This is a genomic window from Pseudomonas sp. MWU13-2862 (assembly GCF_023242495.1).
In the GTDB taxonomy this organism is placed as follows: Bacteria; Pseudomonadota; Gammaproteobacteria; order Pseudomonadales; family Pseudomonadaceae; genus Aquipseudomonas; species Aquipseudomonas gingeri_D.
Map to the genome: position 1 here is coordinate 51,550 of NZ_JALMEZ010000025.1, position 18,363 is coordinate 69,912.

The window sequence follows — 18,363 nt, forward strand, 5'->3', positions numbered from 1 at the left end:
CGGTCAGTGGTCATAGGCCTCGAAGCCGGAGACCACATCGAACAGCTCTTCGTCGATGCTGTCCTGGCGCAGTCGGTGAAAATCGTCCCCCAGGGTTTTCAGCAGTTCGCCGATGTTTTTCTCCGCCCGCTGCATGGCCGCCAGACGGCTGGCATTTTCGCTGGCCAATGACTCCGCGCAGCTACGGAACAGCGAGACAAACAGATACTCGCGAATAAACGCGAGCGAAACCTGCTCGCCGTTTTGCTGTACTTCGGGAAGGTTATTGGTGGGCCAGGGCCTGCTGGCCAGCTGGCGTTGCCAGGCATCGTCCAATGGCAGCATGCGCTGGCTGACCGATTCGTAGAGTGCCCCAGGTTTTGGCCTGTTGTGAAAAAGGTAGACCTGGCCGATTTCGCCCCGTTCACGCTGGCTTTCAAGCTCAAGCAGAATCTGGCTGACCAGGGGTGTGATCTCGACGATAGCGTTCGGCAGGATAAAGCGGCTGGAAGTGTTCAATGGACTGTCGGCAAGGCGTGATTGGATACGCTCGCCCACCACCCAGAGCATTTTTCTGTTTGGCAGTGGATCCAGTGTTTCAAGCACAAACTCGGCGAGCGCATCGTTGAACTGGCCGACCAGTCCCTGATCGGAGCCGAACACCACCGCGCAGACCGTCCCCGGGTCCTGCTGTTTGCGCCGGCCCAAAGCGCCGGATTGGCGCTGGCGGAAACAGGCCAGCAGGCCGAGTTGCACCGTTCGGTCATAGTCCTCCAGCGAGCGCACGGCGTTCTCATATTGACTGATGTTCGACGCCGCCATCGCTTTCATCGTGCGCACCACGGATTCGAGATCGCCGGCACTGGCGATCTTGCGCCGCAGGCTGGCGCCGGTGTCGCTCATGACGACACCGGGTTATCGGGCGTCGCCAGGAATTGCGCCACGGCCTGCCTGGCGAGTTCGGTCATCAGCTGTTTGTCGGCATCGCTCAGTTTATCGGTGCCTGCCAGGCTCGCGCTGAGCGCGGCGGGAAGCGTGGCGGCTGCGGCCCGGACGGCCTGCTCGGCATCCGCCATCCGGGTCAGCGGTACCGGATCGAACAGTCCCGCGGTCAAGGCCAGTAAAACGGTGATTTGCACGGAGGTCGACAGGGGGGAGAACTCCTGCTGCTTGAGGCAGGCGCGAATACGCCGGCCATGCTCGATCAGCTTGCGGGTGGCCTCATCGAGGCGGGCGCCAAAGCGGGCGAAGGTCTCGAGTTCCTCGAACTGGGCGTAGGCCAGTTTCAGGTCGCCGGCGACGGCCCGGTAGGCCGCGCTTTGCGCCTTGCCACCGACCCGTGAAACCGACTTGCCGACGTCCACCGCCGGCAGTACCCCGAGTTCAAACAGTGTCGGCGACAGATAGATCTGGCCGTCGGTGATGGAAATCAGATTGGTCGGAATATAAGCGGAAATGTCCTGGGCGGCGGTTTCGATGATCGGCAAGGCGGTCAGCGAACCCCCGCCGAGTTCCGGACGCAGATGGGTGCTGCGTTCGAGCAGACGCGAATGGATATAGAAAATATCGCCAGGAAAGGCTTCACGCCCAGGGGGCCGGCGCAGCAGCAGTGACAGCTCCCGATAGGCTTGCGCGTGCTGGGTCAGGTCGTCGTAGACCACCAGCACGTCGCGGCCCTGTTCCATGAAGTACTCGGCAATGCTGGTTGCGGCGTAGGGGGCGATATAGGCCAGCCCGGGGGCGTTGTTGCCCTCGCTGACGATCACCACGGTGTAGGGCAGGGCGCCCTTTTCCCGTAGCGTGTCGATAAGTTTGGCGACGCCGGAAGCACGTTGGCCAATGGCGCAATAGACACAAATGACGTTCTTGTCGCGCTGATTGATGATGGTATCGAGCGCAATGGTCGTCTTGCCGGTCTGCCGATCGCCGAGAATCAGTTCCCGTTGCCCACGCCCGACCGGAATCAGCGCATCGATCACTTTGATGCCGGTTTGCAGCGGCACGCTGACCGGAGCCCGGTCCATGATCGGCGCGGCCGGTCGTTCCAGCGGCAGGCGCGGTCCTGGCGGTAGCGGCGCGAGGTCATCCAGGGGGCGTCCTGTCGGATCGATGGTACGTCCCAGCAGTGCCTCCCCGACCGGCACATCGACGACATGCCCGCCACGCTCGACCGGGTCGCCGGCCTGCAGCTCCCAGTAGTCGCCGAGCAGGACCACGCCGATTTCATCTTCGTCGATATTGAAGGCGATGCCCTTGATCCCGTGCGGAAATATCAGCACCTCCTCGAAACCGACACCGGGCAGGCCGCTCACCTTGGCGATCCCCGGAGCGACGCTACGCACCTGCCCGATCTCTCGGGGGGCCAGCGGCGGCACAAACGCCTCGGTCGCTTCCCGTATGTGGGCAAAGGTCTGCTCCAGGACATTCTCCAGCCGTTCATCGGGCATGGGGGGCTTCCTTGTCGGAGAGAACCTTGGCCGGGGTATTGACCGCCAGCAGATCGCCGACGCTGCTTTCCAACTCCGTCAGGTAGTGCGCGATGCTCCACGCCACCTTTTGTCCGTCGGTGCACAGCTCGATGCCGCTGACCAGCTCCGGAGCCGTTTCGAAACGGGCCTGGGTGGCGCTTCCGAGCAGTGCCTGGAGTTCCGCTTCGAGGCTGGCGCGATGCGTCGCCGATAGCTCGAAGGTGCTACGCACGACTATCGGCAGGGCCTTGTTCCGCAGGGCGCCGGCCAGCTTTTGCTTTTCATCTGAACCCAGGGTCCGCAGGCGCTCTATGAAAGTGGCGACCATTTGCTCTTCCAGCGTCACGCCGGCCAAATCGCTCAATGCCTTGCGCGCAATGCTGAAGACCTCCTGTTGCGTACGGCGAAAGAGTGCCTGGTGCAGGGCCTGGGCCTCACTGCGCAGGCTGTCCTGTTGCCGGGCGCCCAGGTTGATGGCTTCCTGGCGTGCGGCATCCAGCAGACGCTGGCGCTCGCTGTTCGCCGCGTCGGTTGCCTGGCTGAGCAATGCCGCGCGTTCCCTGTCGAAGTCGGCGTTCTTGCGCTGGAATGCTTCACGCTCCTGTCCGGCCTCGGCTTTTTTCGCATCGGCGTCCGCCAGTTCCCTGGCGATACGCTGTTCACGGGCGTCGATGGCGTTGAGTATCGGACGATAGAGAAAGCGCTTGAGCAACCAGACCAGAATCAGGAAGTTGAGGATCTGTGCGCCGACAGTGAACCAGTCGATAAGCATGATCTACTTTCCAGCGACCTGGGCGATGGCGTGGCTCCAGAATGGATTGGCGAAAATCAGGATCATCGAGACGACGAAGCAATAGATGGCCACCGATTCGACCATCGCCAGGCCGACAAACAGGGTGCGGGTAATGGTGGCCGATGCGTCGGGTTGTTGCGCCAGGGCGCTGAGCGCGGTGGCCACCGCGCGACCTTCGCCGAGCGCCGGGCCGATACTGCCGATGGCGATGGTCAGGCCCGAGGTAATGATCGAGGCCACTGCGATAATTGTCATGCTGTCCATGGTCACGCCTTCCGGGGGGTCATGTGGTTGAGGCAGGTTCAGGGGTTCTGGGTGATTTGCGCGAGCGGGTTGCCGCGGCGATGTAGACCGCCGCCAGGATGCTGAAAATGTAGGCCTGGACCATGCCGGTCAAGAGTCCCAGGGCACTCAGGAGCACGGGAAAGATGAAGGGGGTGATGGTCAGCAGGATGGCCAGGATCATTGTGCCGCTCATCATGTTGCCGAACAGCCGGGCCGCCAGTGCCAGGGTGCGCGACAATTCGCTGACGATATTGAACGGCAGCATGATCACCGTCGGTTTCAGGTAGGCGTTCAGGTATTCAGCCAGGCCGCTTTCGGCGATACCGAACAACGGCACGGCGATAAACACGCAAATAGCCAGTGCCGCGGTGGTCGACAGGGAGCCGGTCGGTGGCTCGTAGCCGGGCACGATGGTGAAGAGGCTGGCCGTTCCCACGAAAAGGAACAGGGTGCCGAGAAACCCCAGGTATTTGCGCGGCTGGACCAGGCCGACTTCGCCGATCTGCGTGACGATGCCGGTCACGACAATTTCCAGCAGGTTCTGCCAGCGGCTGCGCTCCAGCCCTGTCGCCAGACGTCGGGTGATCAGATGGGAACCCAGTGTCAGCACCAGCATCAGGCCCCAGGTGAAGGCGATGGTCGCGTTGATCTTGAACAGGCCGTATTGCCACAGCACGATGTCGTCCGGACTAAGGTGCATGGTCACCCTCCAGGTTCACCACTGCCGGGCGCGAGAGCCGCATAATGAGCAGGCGTGCCACGACAAAGCCGGACAAGGCGGCCAGCCAGCGCTGCCAGGTGTCGCCGCAGGCCAGGTAGAGGCCCACCAGCACGATGGTTGTACGCACCAGCAGGCTGGCAAAAAACCACAGCCCGACCCACGGCGACGCCATCGCCCGCCGAACCGTCCACCACAGGCCGCCAAAAAACACGACACCCAGCACCACACCGGCCAGCAGGGGCGCCAGGAGGCTTAGTTCATTCATCGTCATCGGTCTCCTGTTCGTGTATTTCGCGCTCTTCCTTGGCGACCCAATGCCAGGCATTGAAACAGCCCAGCACCAGGCCGGCGGCCATGAGTGCCAGCGTCCACGAGCGCCCGCCCGGGTAGCGCCCATCCAGCCACAGGCCGGCGGCCGCGCCGAGCAGGGTGGGAATCACCACCGACCAGCCGATCAGCCCCATCATCCCCAGGCCTGACCAGACGGTCCGCGTCCTATGGCGTTGAGCCTTGAGTTTGCGGGCCGCCTTGCTGCCGACTTGCTGGCTGAAGGCCTTTTCGCCGGGTGTCGGCTTTTTCTCGTCGTCACTCATGATGCAGTGCGGCGAAGCGGCGAATGAAGCTGCTTTCCAGTTTAGCCAAGGCCGAACGAACGCTTTGCTCTTGCTCGTGCCGGCTGAGGAACTCCCGTTCGATCACCTGGCGCAGCTGCGCAAGGTCCATATTGCCGATCGCATCGCGCACGCACACCAGGACTTCGCCACCGGTTTTAACCAGCACGCCTTCGTCGACCGCCAGGCAGACTTCGCCTCCCTCCCTCGTTTCATAGGTCAGGATGCCCGGCACCAGGGCCGCGGCGCAGTCGAGCCGGTTGGGCAGCAGGCCAAAGGCGCCACTGAGTGATTCAGCAACGATGCGCAGGACCTCGTGCTCCTCGGCGAAGACCTTGAAGGGCAGCAGAATCTTAAGATGCATGCGGGTTGACGGCATTTCCCACCTCCGGGACGTGCTTGTCCATGGCTTCGTCGATGCGGCCAATCATGTACAGCGCCGCCTCCGGCACATCCTTGAACTCATCCCGCAGGATACGCTCGCAGCCGTCAAGGGCGTCCTTGAGGCTGACCAGTTTGCCCTGCATGCCGGTGAACTGTTCCGTGGTGAAAAACGGCTGGGTGAGAAAACGCTCCAGCCGGCGTGCACGCGCCACCACATTGCGGTCTTCGCTCGACAATTGTTCGAGGCCGAGCATGGCGATGATGTCCTTGAGATCGGCGTATTGCGCCAGCGTACGGCGGATCTCCTGGGCCAGTGTGTAATGTCGCGTGCCGATAACCCCGGGCGTCGCCATCTTCGAGTTTGACTGCAGTGGATCTATGGCGGGATAGAGCCCCTCGCTGGCCCGTTTGCGCGAAAGCACGATGGACGCCGACAGGTGCGAGAAGGTGTGCATCGCGGCCGGATCGGTGAAGTCGTCCGCCGGGACGTACACCGCCTGGATCGAGGTGATGGCACCGGAGTCGGTATTGGCGATACGGTCTTGCAGTTGGGCCAGCTCGGTCCCCAGGGTCGGCTGATAGCCCAGGCGGGCAGGCATCTGCCCCATCAGCCCGGAGATTTCCATGCCGGCTTGAATGAAGCGGAAGATGTTGTCGACCAGCAACAGCACGTCACGGTGTTCATCGTCGCGGAAATACTCGGCCATGGTCAGCGCCACATGGCCGACCCGGAAGCGGGCACCCGGTGGCTCGTTCATCTGGCCGAACACCATCACCATGTTGTCGAGCACGCCGGCCGACTTCATGTCGCGATAAAGCTCTTCGCCCTCGCGACAGCGCTCGCCAATGCCACAGAAGATGCTGACCCCTTCGTGCTGGCCGACCATATTGTGGATCATCTCGGTCAGCAGCACTGTCTTGCCGACTCCCGCACCGCCAAACAACCCGGCCTTGCCGCCGCGTTCCAGTGGCATCAGGACGTCAATGATTTTCACGCCGGTCTCGAACACTTCGGATTGGGTCGTACGGTGCGCGAGCGGAGGCGGTGGGCAATGCACGCTGCGCCAATCCACCTCGGGTGCCGGCAGCCGGTCGATGGCGTTGCCGAAGACATCGAACATCCGTGACAGGATTTCCTTGCCAATGGGGGCCAATAGCGGCCCGCCACTATCCGCGACCGGCATACCCCGGGCGAGTCCCTGGGTGGGGGTCAGGGCGATGCCACGCACCCGTTGTGCATCGAGCTGGGCAAAGACTTCAATAAAAACCTTGCCGTCCACTCCGGCATGCAACAGCGAGTGTATCGGCGGAAGCAGGGACTCGAAGTGAATATCGACGACGCTGCCCCGTACTGACACGATGACCCCCATGTTCGCGACGCCGGCCATGTTGTTCATGGGGTTGCCCATAAGCATCCAACCACCGGGACGCCACATTCCTGGCTGAACTCGATGCTGACACGGCTCAAGTGAACGACTGCATCCGGCATGGCTGTCCTCCGGGCGATTGAATCAGGCAATCAGCAAGTGATCCTGTACTTTTCTCACGCCTGGCACCGACCAGGCTGCCCGGGCGGCCAACTGGCGTTCACGCCATAGATGAACCTTGCCTTCGAGCTTCACGACATCGCCATCGACCTCGACGTGAATGCCCTTGGCATCGAGCTCGGCATTGCGCTTGAGGGCTTCTTCGATGCGTTGCTGGATATCGACGACGTCCACCCGCGCGCGCAGGGTGATCTGGTTGTTCACACCCAGCACACCGGACAGCTTGCGCACGGCCCGTTCAGCGGTTTCTTTCTGATACTGCCAGTCCACTTCGCCTTCCAGGGTGATCCAGCCTTTCTGCACAATGACCTTGACGGCGTCTTCGGCAATATCGGAGCTCCAGGTGATGATATTCAAGGCGCGGTTGGCGATGGTGTCGTCGTCCATGCCGGCGCCTTTGGCCAGCCTTACCTGTATTTCTTCCGCCACCGCGCGAACGCCCCTGACGCTTTTGACCGTCTGTTCGGCGCTGACTTTCTGAGCGTAGCTTTTGACATGACCGGAGAGCGTGACAACACCGTTGTCCACCGCCACGCCAATATTGGCGGCGTCGATTTCGGGGTGGAACTCAAGCTCTTCCATTATGGTATTGCGCAGACTCAAATCGCTCATGAGGGTGTCCTCTGGCTGATGCACGGGGGAGGGTCACGAGAACCCGTCAATCTCTTCTACGCCTGAGCCCCGGAAAATCATTGAGCTAAATCAACAATGCCTTGTTGAGGTCGATCCCGATGTCGTGTCTTGCGCGTGCGTGGTGTCGCCGCGTTTGCGGATCAATAGATTGGCAGCACAACACTTCAGTAATTTGGCATCGACGCGGGGGTATCCTGTACGTGCTGCTAGGCTATCTTCTCAATCTGGAGTCCATGATCACGGGTGGGGTTGATACAGCCGGACTCCATCAAGTGGAGAGACATTGAGATGAACATGCCAACGTTTACGGGGCAGGGCACGGGCCATCAGGCGGTGCTCGATCAGCCCCTGATCGAGCAAGCTGACACGGCACTGGTCGCCATCGACGCGGGCATCGGGGCCTATGTGGGCAAATCGCAAAGGCAAGCATTGTGAGCCGGTTGTTCCTGGTCAGGCATGGCCAGTCGATCTGGAACCTGCAAGACCGGTTTACCGGTTGGGTGGATGTTTCGCTCAGCCAGCAGGGCGTGCTTGAGGCGCAACGGGCGGGGGCGTTGCTGAGGGAGGAGCATTTTGATGTGGCCTTTACCTCCACCCTGTTGCGGGCACAGGACAGCCTGTATGAGATCCTCAGGCAGAATCGCCATTGCGATCAATATGTGCGGGTGCATGAACAGAGCAGTGAGTGGTATGAGCATTTCATGCCGACCGACGGCGATGCGAACGAACTGAAAATCCACGTCTCGGAAAAGCTCAACGAGCGTTACTACGGCGATCTGCAAGGCCTGCAAAAAGACTGGGCCAGCCAGCATTACGGCGCGGAACAGGTGCACCTGTGGCGCCGCAGCTACGATATTCCGCCTCCCAATGGCGAGAGTCTGCAAATGACCGCGGCCAGAACCCTGCCTTACTATCAGGCGCGAATTGTCCCGCATCTGCAGAACGGTGAGAGCGTGTTGATCGCCGCCCACGGAAACTCCCTGCGTTCCATCATCATGCACATCGAGAAAATGACGCCGGAACAGATAATCGACTACGAGTTGGCGACCGGTGTCCCCCATCTGTATACATTCGATAATGATTTACAGCTTGTCGATAAGCGGATTTTCACGGTGGTGTAGGGATTTTCCTACCCTGTTTCCGTTGTTCCTATCCCGGAATAGGGATTCACCGATGGTGAGGGTGCCATTGTTGGGCCAGTATCTTTCCCAGGCAGTCGAGATGTCGGTACGCCGACAAGGAGATGCCCCGACCGAGAGAGCGGCGGTGGGCGAAAAGGCATGACCTACCCCGGCTTTGACACTGTTAGAAGTGCCATAGAATAAAATTCAACGAGGGCAGGTCATGTTGAAATGTCATGAGTTCTGTCAGGCGGCGCCCGACAGCGAGGCAAGGCCTTTTTGGAGGGATCGACCCACTCACTCCGAGTTGGAAGTTGATTGCGTGATGGGGTGCGCCAGTGAAACGCCAGACAGCAGCGTTTTATCAGCCTCAGCCTCTCCCCATGACGCTTCCAGTTCCCCGCAGCCCCCGCGAATAGCGATGAACGACGAGCTGGTTGCCGCCAGGAGCCTCTGCGCAAAATCCCGCGCCGCCGTGGTTGAGATGTTCAGGCACGCGCGCATGGGCCGTGCCCTGGAACTGGAAAGCATCGGTGCACTTGTCGATGACATTTCCAGTTCGATTTCACGCCACCCCGACGCGTTTATCAGCCTGGCTCGTCTGAAAAGTCTCGATGATTACACCTATATGCATTCGGTTGCCGTCTGCGCCCTGATGATCGCCTTGGGCAATCAACTGGGCCTGCCTGAAGCATTGATCCGCAGAGTGGGGCTCGCCGGCCTGTTGCACGATATTGGAAAAATGGCTATCCCTGGCGCCGTCCTCAACAAACCCGGGCGATTGACCGACGAGGAATTGCAGTTGGTTCGTACCCACCCTCTGGAAGGAGAAAAAACACTGTCGGCCACCTCGCAGGTGTGCGAAATGGTTGTGGATGTATGCCTGCACCATCACGAAAGATTCGATGGCCAGGGCTACCCGCATCAATTGGCCGGTGAGCAGATTAGCCTCTTTTCCCGGATGGCCGCTGTTTGTGATGTCTATGACGCAATCACCTCCGATCGTGCTTATAACGAGGGCTGGGATCCAGCCGTTGCGGTCCAGAAAATGTCATCGTGGGAAGGGCACTTTGACGATGAAGTATTTCGAGCTTTCTTGAAGTGCGTGGGTATTTATCCCGTGGGGTCGCTTGTTCAACTGAAAAGTGGCCGCATTGGCGTCGTTGTTGAACAGAACAGTCATTCGCTCTTGACCCCCAAGGTGAAGCTGTTCTATGTGCCGGTCTTGAATGTCCATATAACACCCAAACTCGTGGACCTGAGTGATCCGTTGCAGAAGGACCGGATCTGTACGCGTGTGCCTGTCCAGCGCTACAGGTTCAAAGACACCGACTTATTGTGGCAGGAAGAGAGCAAACCCCAACAATCCTGACGAAAGCGCCGGGCTGTAGCGTCTGCGCATGCCGCTCGTCGAACCATGACATGACTCGGGCGGCTAGGTTCCGCGCCTGCAAACATGGTCTAATCAGGCGACAATTTGGGGGCGCGGAAATATTTTCGTACGACACCAGCAGGCCGCCCCTCGCAACCCTCAGGTTCTGAATAGGGCTGTCATGGATACCGGTTCACGACTCAAGCTTGTACGAGAAAGTTACAAGATATCCCAGCGGGAGCTGGCCAGGCGCAGTGGCCTGGCCAATGGAACGATTTCGTTGATCGAATTAAATCGCGTGAGCCCCTCGGTCAGTTCGCTGAAAAAACTCCTCGAGGGGTTTCCCATGACCTTGGCGGACTTCTTCTCTTTCGATCAGCCCGTGGAGGAGCAGCGCTATATCTTCCGCGCCAACGAACAACCTGATCTGGGCCGTGATGGACTCAGGCTGTTGCTGGTCGGTGCCCAGGTGCCTGGCCGGCAAATGCGCATGTTGCGCGAGCAGTACGCCCCGGGGGCAGGCTCAGGGGCAGAGCCGATCGTGCATGCCATCGGCGAGGAGTGCGGGTTGGTCACGCGCGGCACGATTGAGCTGACGGTGGACGGCAAGATCAGCGTACTGACGGCCGGGGACGGGTATTACTTTCCGACGACGCTCCCCCATAGCTTTCGCAATATCGGCCAGGATGAAGCCGAGATCATCAGCGCCAACACACCGGCGAACTTTTGATCGCTATCCTCGTGCGTCGGTCCCCCCATGCCTCTGCCTGGGGTTCAATTTGCTTGATTGGGAAGACCTGCGCTTTTTCTCCGCATTTGCCCGTGAGGGATCTGGCAAACCAATCGCGGAGAGGTGCGTGCAGAGGGCCGCAATCTGACAACGAGTCTGTGGTCGCGGGTTTGACCACGGACTCGGTTCTAGGTCTGTCTTATGGCTGAACGGCTAATCCCATAAGGCGAAATGGATGCCAGCGACCTTGTCCAACCTTGCTCTTTACGAGCTCTCTATAGGTTTGCCATTGCCGAGTCATCTTGCCTTAGAACTGCTACTGAACGCCTCCCGAGGAAGAATGCGATTGTAATATGGCTGATACAGGGCAAGAAACAGCTTGCCCTGATACTGGAGATTAGACGTCAGCACCGCCTAAAATATTTTCTAGTTGCATTTCTTTTAAAACACGGTCTTGAATGGGTTGCTTGGCAGCGTTAATTTCATCAACACCCCAAACCATGCCGACCGCTGTGCGTGTAGGGCGTTTGCCAGCAGGCATTTCTGCTAGCGCTAAATAAGTATCTACGACCAACTGTGGGTCTGGTGCTTGGTCAGACTGCATAAATTTCGCGAACTCTGCGAACATAGCGGCAGGTATCTTTGCTAATTCACCATAGCTGTCCAGCACGTCAATACGGGAAGGCTCTTGCCCTCCTGCACTTAGACCTGTAGGGAACGGGCCTGGTTGCACGATGGCAATATCAATGCCGAAGGGCGCCACTTCGTAACGTAAGCCTTGGACGTAGCCTTCCAAAGCATGCTTGGTGGCGGCGTATGTAGAGAAATACGGCGCCGAAATCTGGCCGACCATTGATGAGGTGTTAATGATCAGACCGGACTTGGCTTCCCGCATAGCGGGCAAGACAGCCTGTATAATGCGCATAGCGCCATAGTAGTTGGTTTCCATCTGTTCCCTGGCTTGGGCAATACTAAATGCCTCCGTAATGCCAAGGTACATTACGCCTGCATTGTTAATCAAAATATCAATCTTGCCCGCTTTAGCCAGCAAACTTTCAATGGCTGTTTTGACGGATTCGTCGCTGGTGACATCCATATCTACAACATGGATGAGCTTGCTATACGCTTCCAGCTCGGTCTTGACTGCGGCGTTCTTGCCTTCTGTGCCACGCATGGTGGCGAACACTCGGTAGCCCTTATCTGCAAAATCTTTCACTGCTTTTAGGCCAAATCCACTGCTGCTACCTGTGATGATTACGTTTTTTTGTGCGTCACTCATATTTTCTTTCCTGGTGGCTTGTCAATTAAATACCGACTGGTACAATAAGGTGGCAGGGCATCGCATGTCAAGTTAAAATACCAGGTGGTACGAAATGAGCTCAAATCCAACAAAGCCTTCAAGGGGACGACCTAAGACCCTGGACCGTGATCACGTTTTGGATGTGGCAATGGATGCCTATTGGAAAGAGGGCATAGGCAACTTATCCCTTAATGAAATTTGCAGAAGATGTGATATATCGAAGCCAGGTCTTTATCGTGAATTTTGGAATGAAGATGGCTTGATGAAAGCTGTTATTCTTAAATATCAGGAGCAGGTGCTGGATCCTGTGCTGCAGATGTTAAATACAGAAATGCCGTTTCGAGAGGCGCTTGACAACTTAGTGTCATTTGCCACCTCGGTTAGTGATAGTCAGGAGATCCCAAAGGGATGCCTTTTGATAAAAATGCGCGAATCACGCACGCACTTGGGTGAAGCAGCACGAGCACAAATTGATTTCATTCAGGCGCAAGCATCAACTGCTTACTGGAAATGGGTGGAACGTTCAAAGGCCAAATGTGAGTTTTCTGCAGACATGTCATCAGAGTTTGCATCTGCCTATATCGATGCACAGTTAAGTAATGCTTCGTCACAGATCTCTCGTGGTGAGGATCCACAAATTGTAAAGAAAATACTAGTAGTCGCTTTTTCGATGTTGGGATGACTAGTGATCACATGAGCTCTCAGGGCATCGTGCTCAGGGAAGACGAACAAATTGAACTGAGTCGGCGCATAAGATCAGTCCGCGCGACGTTCGTCGGGCGCGGATGATTTTGCTAACCGCTCAAGGTTGTTCTCGTTCGGCAGGCCAGACCTCAAAAATGTAGCTACTGCCTGTGTGATGGCCGAGGTCTTTCGCTCGTGGTGCCCACCCATGGCTCCAAGCTTTGGCATTTCAGGTTCCAGTGGCGAGTGTTGAGGAACCGTTTCGCCAGGACAACCAGTAAGGTCTCTGAGCCTTCTTATGCCGACGCGCCTGGTACTGCGCAAGCGCGCTGCGCAGGAGCATGGGGCATCGATCGAATTTAGCCGTCCTTGCTTTGCGTGGTGGGTCGGGACGCTTATTTCTTCCGAGGAAGGATTCGGACAAACGCGACAGCCTCTGCCAAAAGCTTCTGTGCCAGCAAGTCGTCAGCGAAGGTTTCCGATTCAACGCGCAGCCAACCCTCCATGATGCGTCCTCTTGAGATCATCGGGGTGATGCCGCTGATAGCCAGTACCTCTCGGTCGTAATCCTTGCCCAGCCGGATCAGCGCGCCGTCATTCCGCGCGGCGCACAACAAATGGCCGTTCATCAACCAGGCCAGCCCCCCAAACATGGCTTTTTCCGACAATCCTTCCACGATGGAAAGTTGGTCACGCATCAGTTCTTCGAGTCCGGGGTCGCGAGCCATGAGTCGTACCTTCCTATGCCCTAGAGCTTCCTGCCGAAACGAAATGATGCTCCGTAGGCCGAGTCGGGTAAATGGTTGCTGCCATCTTCCCTCAGCCTGGACCGGAAGGTTCCGCTATGGGGCTGGGTTCTGTAGAGGCCGCGCTTTTGCAATTCAGGAATGATCAACTCCACGAAGTCTTCAAGCGAGCCGGGACTGATCAACGGATTGATCATGTAGCCGCTGGTGCCGGAGATACGTGCATGCTCCTCGATCCGGTCGACGACCTGTTGCGGGGTGCCGACCAGGATCAGGTCGCTGCCGCGGGTGACCTTGGCAAAGCGCTGTTTTACGTCGCCTGCCGTCAAAGGTTTGCCACTGCCATCGGGGTGCATGACGTAGGACGTCAAGCCTTCGGTATGGGTCGACAGTGCATCACTGTCGGCATAGCGGCTGATATCGATACCGGTGTCGCCGGCATAGCTGACCAGTTGCGCCTGAAGATGGTAGTTGCTTTGCAAAACATCATATTTGCGCTGGGCTTCAATCTCGCTTTTGGCGGTGACAATCCGCAGCACGGTCAGGGACTTCACATCCTCACGCTTACGGCCGCGTGCCTGGGCCTTGGCCCAGATGTCTTCCAGCCCCTGACGAATTTCATGGGGGTTGGATTTGGCGATGAAAATCAGCTCGGCATGCTTGGCCGCGAATTCACGACCCCGACCCGACCAGCCGGCCTGGATCAGCAGCGGTGTGCGCTGTGGCGACGGCGAGGTCAGATGCGGTCCGGCCACTCGATAATGCTCGCCCACGTGATTGATCGGCCGTACCCGGTCACCCCGTGCATACACTTGGCGAGCCTTGTCGGCCACCACGGCATCGTCGGCCCAACTGCCTTCCCAGAGTTTGTACGCCACATCGAGAAACTCTTCGGCGCGTTCATAGCGGTCATCGTGTTTGATCATCTGTTCCAGGCCGAAATTACGCGCGGCACTGGAGAGATAGGAGGTCACGATGTTCCAGCCCACACGGCCGTTGGTCAGGTGATCCAGGGTGCTGAAGCGCCGGGCATGGGTGAAGGGGTGTTCGTAGCTGGTGGTGACCGTGACACCGAAGGCCAGATGCTCGGTGACCGCTGCCAGGGCCGGAATGATCATCAGCGGATCGTTGGCCGGCGCCTCCACGGCCCATTTCATCGCGGCATCGGCGTTGCCGCCAAAGACGTCGTAGAAGCCCAGCACGTCGCCGAAGAACAGCATGTCGAGGTTGGCCTGGTCGGCAATGCGCGCCAGGTTTGTCCAGTAGCCCAGGGAGTTGATGGCCAGGCGTTCGTCGGCCGGGTGCGTCCAGAGACTTGGCGCACCGCCGCAGCCGACACTGGCTTGTTCGTAGAGGGCAAACAATAGAGGTTTTGGATCGGACATCTTCGTTCCTGAAAAAGTCGTTGAAGGGGTGGACTCACCGCTGGTTCTTGAACCCTTTGCCGTAATGGCGCTCTAGGCGTACCTGTATCAGCTCCAGGCCGATGGAGAGCAGCCAATAGATGACTGCGGCGGTGGTGAGCATTTCGATATAGCGATAGGAGGAGCGGCCATACGACTGCGCCAGGAACATCACTTCCCAGACGCCCATGACCGAGATCAGCGAGGAGTCCTTGAGCATGGAAATGAACTGGCTGGTGGTCGGCGGAATGATCGTGCGCATCGCTTGCGGCAGGACGATGTGCAGGAAGGTCGCCGTGGGGCGCAGGCCGAGGGCGGCTGCCGCTTCCCGCTGACCGGGTGCCACGGCCATGATGCCCGCGCGAAAGATCTCGCTGAGGTAGGCGCCGTAGTTCAGCGAAAGCGCAATGATGCCCGCGCTGATCGCCCCGGGCACCACACCCAGTTGCGGCAGGCCCAGGTAGATCAGCAGTATCTGGATCAGCAGGGGCGTACCGCGGAAAAACGAGGCGTAGAAACTGGCCACGCCGAAGGCTACCGCGCTGGATGACAAGCGTGCCAAGGCCGTCACGAAGCCCAGCAGCAGCGACAGCCAGATCGAACAGAAGCACAGGAACAACGTCAGTGCCGCCCCCTGCAGAAAGCCGTTCGGTCCCAGGCGCAGGCCGACCAGGTTCGGCCATTTATCCAGAATGATCGAGAACTTCAGATCGAAGCTCATGAAAAACAGCACGCACAGTCCGAGCATGACCGCCCAGGTCAGATACAGCCGGGCCCGGAAACTCAATAGAGGGTGCCAGCGGCGCGGCTTGCTGTCGGTTGCCGAAGTCACGGGCGTGGGGGTTGGCTCAAAGGCTGTCATTGGCTGATATCGGTACCGATCCACTTCTGCGAAATCTTGCTGAGTGTCCCGTCGGCTTTAAGCTGGGCAACGATCTGAGTGACCTTGGCATTCCATTGCGCATCGCCTTTTTCGACGGCCACGACGTTGGGTTCCGCATACAAGGTGTCACCGGCAATCTTGAAACGAGGGTCCTGGGCAATCCGTTCGCGGGCGGTGATGAGGTTGGTGACCATGGCGTCAAGACGCACGCCGGTCCCCAGGGCGAGGTCCTGGAAGGCCACCGTTTCATTGTCGTAGGGCGCGACCTGGACCTGATCGAATGGGTACTTCAGGGGTTTGTCCTCGGCACCCTCGATCACCAGATCCTTGTTCAGGTAGGCCTCGTAGGTCGAGGCGCTGATCACGCCGACTTTCTTGCCCGAGAGGTCCTTGCCCGAGGCGATGTCATTGTTCTTTGCGTTCACCACAATGACCGCCGGCGACTGGTAATACTCCACCGGGAAATCAAACACTTCAGCGCGTGCCTTGCTCGGGGTCATCGAGCAGACGCATATGTCATAGCGTCCGCTCCAGTGGCCTGCCGCGATCACATCCCATGAAGGGGTTTCCAGATGCAGCTTCACTCCAAGACGCTGTGCCACGGCCTTGGCGACATCGACGTCAAAACCATCCAGCTGGTTTTGATCGTTGAGAAAGGAGAAGGGCGGGTAGCTTTCCATCAAGACACCGACGAGCTCACCTTTTTTTGTCACTCGATCAAGGGTGGAGCCGGCCAGTGCCAGTGAGCAGTTCGCAAGCAGAGCGAGACCCAGCGGTAGAAGGACTGTTTTTTTCAAAGGCGATTACTCAGGCAGTTGTTTAAAAAGACTGAATAGATTTAAACGCACTATAAAACCTATTTGTAATATTTAAATGGAATATTAATCTTGCATTGGGCTATATCGTGGGGCTCTGTGGAATCAGGTCGCGCGGGCCAGAATGGATTGCGCGCGGCCCATGACCGGCGCATCGATCATTTGCTCATCCAGTACGAAGACGCCTTCACCTGAGCCGGCGGCCTCGAGGATGCGTTGTGCCCAAACCAATTCCTCACGACTGGGTTTCAGCGCCTGATGGATGATGGTCACCTGGGTCGGATGGATACACAGCGCACCACCAAAGCCCATGTCACGGGCAAGTTGGACGGCGGTGTGCAGGCCTGCGCTGTCCTGGATGGACGGAAATACGCCGTCCAGTGCCGGGGAGAGTCCAGCCACTCGAGTGTTCAGCAATACGGCATAGCGGGCCTGGCCAAGGATTTCTTCTGCGGCACGGCTGCCAGTGGTCAAACTCAGGTCCAGTCCCAGATCGAGGCTGCCAAACGACAAGCGCTCAACGCCTTGGACGCTGGCAATGGAGCTGAGAGCAACCAAGCCCCTGGCACTCTCGATGATCGGCCAGATCGGTTTGCCGGTCTGGCCCGCAGTGAGCACTTGCGCCGCGCTTTCGGCTTTGGGCAGCAAGATACCGATCACACCCGCATGGCGTCGGCACAGGTCCAGATCCGCAGCATGCGCCCAGTGCCCCGGGGCATTCACACGAACCAGAATCCGTACTTCGGGGCTGTCGCTCAGAAAACGCTCCAGGTTGTCTCTGGCCTGCTCCTTGAGGGTTTCCTGCACGGCATCCTCCAAGTCGACAATGACCCGGTCAGCGCCGCTGGCGATGGCTTTTGGGATGCGCTCTGGTCGCGTGGCCGGAACAAACAGGGCGGAGCGGACAATTGACGTACTCATGGTGCCTCTCCCTCGCTGAACTCGATTTCTCCGATCTGTGCGGTGCCGTCCTGATTGCCTGCCCAGACTTGCGCCTTGCCGCTGTCGAGCAATCGTCCGCCCACCTCAAAAGGTTGCGGTGAAATGAGGGGGCGTACACCTCTGAAACTGAAGCGCTTCAGGTGTGCGGTCGGGTGCGCCTTGGTAAAGGCCTGCAAGTTCAGGGTAGCGATCAACGGGCCGTGCACCACCAGGCCCGGATAACCTTCAGTCTCTGTGACGTAAGGCCAGTCATAGTGAATGCGGTGGCCATTGAAGGTGACCGCGGAGTAGCGGAACAGCAAGGTCGGGGAGGGCTCGACCGGTTCCTGCCACTGCCCTTCGGGCAGCGCTTCGGCGCCGCTGAACTTGGGTGGCGAGGGCTCCCGGTAGACGATGTCCTGCTCATCCTGCAGGGCACGCTGGCCGTCCTGGAAATACTCATGGCGTACGGTGACAAACAGCAAGGAACCGGTACGCCCGTGTTTTTCTTCAACATGGGTGATGGTCGAGATGCAAGACACCTTGGCCTCTACCAGTAATGGCTGGTAAAACTCCAGTCGGCTACCCGCCCACATGCGATTACGGTTATGAGCCGGAGGCAGGAAACCACCGAGCGCTGGATGGCCGTCAGGACCCAGTTCGCCTGCGACAACTGGTTCCTGGAAGAACGCCCAGTGCCACAAGGGCGGCAACGGTTCACCCGGCAGGGGGGGCTCCTCGCCCAAAGTCGCGGCTATGCGTTTTACCAGGTTGAAGCTGATCCGATCCTGGCTTTCCTGACGACGGCCGATCCAGGCTGAAAAATCGACATTGCTCATTCACATTGCTCCTGTCGGTCGCTGATCAGGCCAGGGCGGCCATTTCGGGGATAGCTTCGAACAAGTCCGCCACCAGACCGTAATCGGCGACCTGGAAGATCGGTGCGTCTTCGTCCTTGTTGATCGCA

At 58.7% G+C, this 18,363-nt stretch carries 22 protein-coding genes and 2 pseudogenes; 6 read left to right on the forward strand and 18 right to left on the reverse strand.

Features of this window, described 5'->3' with window-relative positions; all coding sequences use genetic code 11:
- Window positions 1–3: 3 nt before the first annotated feature.
- The 10 genes from M5C56_RS31065 to M5C56_RS31110 form a co-directional block, all read right to left on the reverse strand.
- Window positions 4–882, reverse strand: a complete 879-nt coding sequence (locus M5C56_RS31065) for a F0F1 ATP synthase subunit gamma (RefSeq protein WP_103498168.1) — start codon at window positions 880–882, stop codon at window positions 4–6.
- Window positions 879–2,426, reverse strand: coding sequence for an alternate F1F0 ATPase, F1 subunit alpha (locus M5C56_RS31070; protein ID WP_103498169.1), 1,548 nt, complete (start codon window positions 2,424–2,426; stop codon window positions 879–881). The genes M5C56_RS31065 and M5C56_RS31070 overlap by 4 nt, the downstream gene beginning before the upstream one ends.
- Window positions 2,416–3,219 carry a F0F1 ATP synthase subunit B gene (locus M5C56_RS31075; RefSeq protein ID WP_103498170.1) on the reverse strand — a complete coding sequence of 268 codons (804 nt, stop codon included), beginning with the start codon at window positions 3,217–3,219 and terminating at the stop codon, window positions 2,416–2,418. Before M5C56_RS31075 ends, M5C56_RS31070 begins: the two co-directional genes overlap by 11 nt.
- A gap of 3 nt (window positions 3,220–3,222) precedes the next feature.
- Complete coding sequence (locus M5C56_RS31080) at window positions 3,223–3,504, reverse strand: F0F1 ATP synthase subunit C (protein WP_100943204.1); 282 nt, start codon at window positions 3,502–3,504, stop codon at window positions 3,223–3,225.
- Between the two features lie 19 nt (window positions 3,505–3,523).
- Window positions 3,524–4,225, reverse strand: a complete 702-nt coding sequence (locus M5C56_RS31085; protein WP_103498171.1) for a F0F1 ATP synthase subunit A — start codon at window positions 4,223–4,225, stop codon at window positions 3,524–3,526.
- On the reverse strand, window positions 4,215–4,511 hold the full coding sequence (locus tag M5C56_RS31090) for an ATP synthase subunit I (protein WP_103498172.1): 297 nt from the start codon (window positions 4,509–4,511) through the stop codon (window positions 4,215–4,217). Before M5C56_RS31090 ends, M5C56_RS31085 begins: the two co-directional genes overlap by 11 nt.
- On the reverse strand, window positions 4,504–4,839 hold the full coding sequence (locus tag M5C56_RS31095) for an AtpZ/AtpI family protein (RefSeq protein ID WP_103498173.1): 336 nt from the start codon (window positions 4,837–4,839) through the stop codon (window positions 4,504–4,506). Before M5C56_RS31095 ends, M5C56_RS31090 begins: the two co-directional genes overlap by 8 nt.
- Window positions 4,832–5,236 carry a F0F1 ATP synthase subunit epsilon gene (locus M5C56_RS31100; RefSeq protein ID WP_103498174.1) on the reverse strand — a complete coding sequence of 135 codons (405 nt, stop codon included), beginning with the start codon at window positions 5,234–5,236 and terminating at the stop codon, window positions 4,832–4,834. The genes M5C56_RS31095 and M5C56_RS31100 overlap by 8 nt, the downstream gene beginning before the upstream one ends.
- Entirely contained in the window at window positions 5,211–6,638 is a 1,428-nt protein-coding gene (atpD, locus tag M5C56_RS31105; protein WP_103498188.1) for a F0F1 ATP synthase subunit beta, read from the reverse strand. Before atpD ends, M5C56_RS31100 begins: the two co-directional genes overlap by 26 nt.
- Window positions 6,639–6,752: 114 nt before the next feature.
- Window positions 6,753–7,400, reverse strand: a complete 648-nt coding sequence (locus tag M5C56_RS31110; protein ID WP_103498175.1) for a BON domain-containing protein — start codon at window positions 7,398–7,400, stop codon at window positions 6,753–6,755.
- Window positions 7,401–7,715: 315 nt separating this feature from the next.
- Here M5C56_RS31110 and M5C56_RS31115 point away from each other — a divergent pair, with 315 nt between their 5' ends.
- The 4 genes from M5C56_RS31115 (at window position 7,716) to M5C56_RS31130 (ending at window position 10,644) form a co-directional block, all read left to right on the forward strand.
- Window positions 7,716–7,856, forward strand: a complete 141-nt coding sequence (locus tag M5C56_RS31115; protein ID WP_247263478.1) for a hypothetical protein — start codon at window positions 7,716–7,718, stop codon at window positions 7,854–7,856.
- Window positions 7,853–8,542, forward strand: coding sequence for a 2,3-bisphosphoglycerate-dependent phosphoglycerate mutase (locus M5C56_RS31120; RefSeq protein ID WP_103498177.1), 690 nt, complete (start codon window positions 7,853–7,855; stop codon window positions 8,540–8,542). The genes M5C56_RS31115 and M5C56_RS31120 overlap by 4 nt, the downstream gene beginning before the upstream one ends.
- Before the next feature lie 223 nt (window positions 8,543–8,765).
- On the forward strand, window positions 8,766–9,914 hold the full coding sequence (locus M5C56_RS31125) for an HD-GYP domain-containing protein (RefSeq protein WP_103498178.1): 1,149 nt from the start codon (window positions 8,766–8,768) through the stop codon (window positions 9,912–9,914).
- A 181-nt stretch (window positions 9,915–10,095) separates the two neighbouring features.
- Window positions 10,096–10,644: a cupin domain-containing protein gene (locus M5C56_RS31130; RefSeq protein ID WP_103498179.1), complete on the forward strand. Its 549-nt coding sequence runs from the start codon at window positions 10,096–10,098 to the stop codon at window positions 10,642–10,644.
- A gap of 397 nt (window positions 10,645–11,041) precedes the next feature.
- On the opposite strand, the gene M5C56_RS31135 is transcribed toward M5C56_RS31130, so the two are convergent.
- Window positions 11,042–11,923 (reverse strand): SDR family oxidoreductase, encoded by an 882-nt coding sequence (locus tag M5C56_RS31135; RefSeq protein ID WP_103498180.1) that lies wholly within the window; start codon window positions 11,921–11,923, stop codon window positions 11,042–11,044.
- Window positions 11,924–12,017: 94 nt separating this feature from the next.
- Here M5C56_RS31135 and M5C56_RS31140 point away from each other — a divergent pair, with 94 nt between their 5' ends.
- Together M5C56_RS31140 and M5C56_RS31145 are read left to right on the forward strand one after the other, a co-directional pair.
- Window positions 12,018–12,626, forward strand: a complete 609-nt coding sequence (locus M5C56_RS31140) for a TetR/AcrR family transcriptional regulator (protein ID WP_103498181.1) — start codon at window positions 12,018–12,020, stop codon at window positions 12,624–12,626.
- An 11-nt stretch (window positions 12,627–12,637) separates the two neighbouring features.
- Window positions 12,638–12,765 (forward strand): annotated as a pseudogene (locus tag M5C56_RS31145) (IS630 family transposase); the annotation flags it as partial.
- Between the two features lie 258 nt (window positions 12,766–13,023).
- Here M5C56_RS31145 and M5C56_RS31150 read toward each other — a convergent pair.
- From M5C56_RS31150 to M5C56_RS31180, 7 genes and pseudogenes are all read right to left on the reverse strand, one after another.
- Window positions 13,024–13,356, reverse strand: coding sequence for a TfoX/Sxy family protein (locus M5C56_RS31150; RefSeq protein ID WP_103498182.1), 333 nt, complete (start codon window positions 13,354–13,356; stop codon window positions 13,024–13,026).
- Window positions 13,357–13,376: 20 nt separating this feature from the next.
- The gene (locus tag M5C56_RS31155; protein WP_103498183.1) at window positions 13,377–14,759 is read right to left on the reverse strand and encodes an LLM class flavin-dependent oxidoreductase; all 1,383 of its coding nucleotides are present in this window, start codon (window positions 14,757–14,759) and stop codon (window positions 13,377–13,379) included.
- Between the two features lie 34 nt (window positions 14,760–14,793).
- Window positions 14,794–15,639, reverse strand: a complete 846-nt coding sequence (locus M5C56_RS31160; RefSeq protein ID WP_103498184.1) for an amino acid ABC transporter permease — start codon at window positions 15,637–15,639, stop codon at window positions 14,794–14,796.
- On the reverse strand, window positions 15,636–16,457 hold the full coding sequence (locus M5C56_RS31165; protein WP_103498185.1) for a transporter substrate-binding domain-containing protein: 822 nt from the start codon (window positions 16,455–16,457) through the stop codon (window positions 15,636–15,638). Before M5C56_RS31165 ends, M5C56_RS31160 begins: the two co-directional genes overlap by 4 nt.
- Window positions 16,458–16,580: 123 nt before the next feature.
- Window positions 16,581–17,396, reverse strand: a complete 816-nt coding sequence (locus M5C56_RS31170) for a CoA ester lyase (RefSeq protein ID WP_103498186.1) — start codon at window positions 17,394–17,396, stop codon at window positions 16,581–16,583.
- Window positions 17,393–18,235, reverse strand: coding sequence for a MaoC family dehydratase N-terminal domain-containing protein (locus M5C56_RS31175; protein ID WP_103498187.1), 843 nt, complete (start codon window positions 18,233–18,235; stop codon window positions 17,393–17,395). Before M5C56_RS31175 ends, M5C56_RS31170 begins: the two co-directional genes overlap by 4 nt.
- A 25-nt stretch (window positions 18,236–18,260) precedes the next feature.
- Window positions 18,261–18,363, reverse strand: a pseudogene (locus tag M5C56_RS31180) (electron transfer flavoprotein subunit alpha/FixB family protein); the annotation flags it as partial.

Bases quoted from the DNA above. Each gene is read 5' to 3' on its own strand.
- M5C56_RS31065 (WP_103498168.1), bottom strand. From the start codon at position 882: ATGAGCGACACCGGCGCCAGCCTGCGGCGCAAGATCGCCAGTGCCGGC.
- M5C56_RS31070 (WP_103498169.1), bottom strand. From the start codon at position 2,426: ATGCCCGATGAACGGCTGGAGAATGTCCTGGAGCAGACCTTTGCCCAC.
- M5C56_RS31075 (WP_103498170.1), bottom strand. From the start codon at position 3,219: ATGCTTATCGACTGGTTCACTGTCGGCGCACAGATCCTCAACTTCCTG.
- M5C56_RS31080 (WP_100943204.1), bottom strand. From the start codon at position 3,504: ATGGACAGCATGACAATTATCGCAGTGGCCTCGATCATTACCTCGGGC.
- M5C56_RS31085 (WP_103498171.1), bottom strand. From the start codon at position 4,225: ATGCACCTTAGTCCGGACGACATCGTGCTGTGGCAATACGGCCTGTTC.
- M5C56_RS31090 (WP_103498172.1), bottom strand. From the start codon at position 4,511: ATGAATGAACTAAGCCTCCTGGCGCCCCTGCTGGCCGGTGTGGTGCTG.
- M5C56_RS31095 (WP_103498173.1), bottom strand. From the start codon at position 4,839: ATGAGTGACGACGAGAAAAAGCCGACACCCGGCGAAAAGGCCTTCAGC.
- M5C56_RS31100 (WP_103498174.1), bottom strand. From the start codon at position 5,236: ATGCCGTCAACCCGCATGCATCTTAAGATTCTGCTGCCCTTCAAGGTC.
- atpD (WP_103498188.1), bottom strand. From the start codon at position 6,638: ATGAACAACATGGCCGGCGTCGCGAACATGGGGGTCATCGTGTCAGTA.
- M5C56_RS31110 (WP_103498175.1), bottom strand. From the start codon at position 7,400: ATGAGCGATTTGAGTCTGCGCAATACCATAATGGAAGAGCTTGAGTTC.
- M5C56_RS31115 (WP_247263478.1), top strand. From the start codon at position 7,716: ATGCCAACGTTTACGGGGCAGGGCACGGGCCATCAGGCGGTGCTCGAT.
- M5C56_RS31125 (WP_103498178.1), top strand. From the start codon at position 8,766: ATGTTGAAATGTCATGAGTTCTGTCAGGCGGCGCCCGACAGCGAGGCA.
- M5C56_RS31130 (WP_103498179.1), top strand. From the start codon at position 10,096: ATGGATACCGGTTCACGACTCAAGCTTGTACGAGAAAGTTACAAGATA.
- M5C56_RS31135 (WP_103498180.1), bottom strand. From the start codon at position 11,923: ATGAGTGACGCACAAAAAAACGTAATCATCACAGGTAGCAGCAGTGGA.
- M5C56_RS31140 (WP_103498181.1), top strand. From the start codon at position 12,018: ATGAGCTCAAATCCAACAAAGCCTTCAAGGGGACGACCTAAGACCCTG.
- M5C56_RS31150 (WP_103498182.1), bottom strand. From the start codon at position 13,356: ATGGCTCGCGACCCCGGACTCGAAGAACTGATGCGTGACCAACTTTCC.
- M5C56_RS31155 (WP_103498183.1), bottom strand. From the start codon at position 14,759: ATGTCCGATCCAAAACCTCTATTGTTTGCCCTCTACGAACAAGCCAGT.
- M5C56_RS31160 (WP_103498184.1), bottom strand. From the start codon at position 15,639: ATGACAGCCTTTGAGCCAACCCCCACGCCCGTGACTTCGGCAACCGAC.
- M5C56_RS31170 (WP_103498186.1), bottom strand. From the start codon at position 17,396: ATGAGTACGTCAATTGTCCGCTCCGCCCTGTTTGTTCCGGCCACGCGA.
- M5C56_RS31175 (WP_103498187.1), bottom strand. From the start codon at position 18,235: ATGAGCAATGTCGATTTTTCAGCCTGGATCGGCCGTCGTCAGGAAAGC.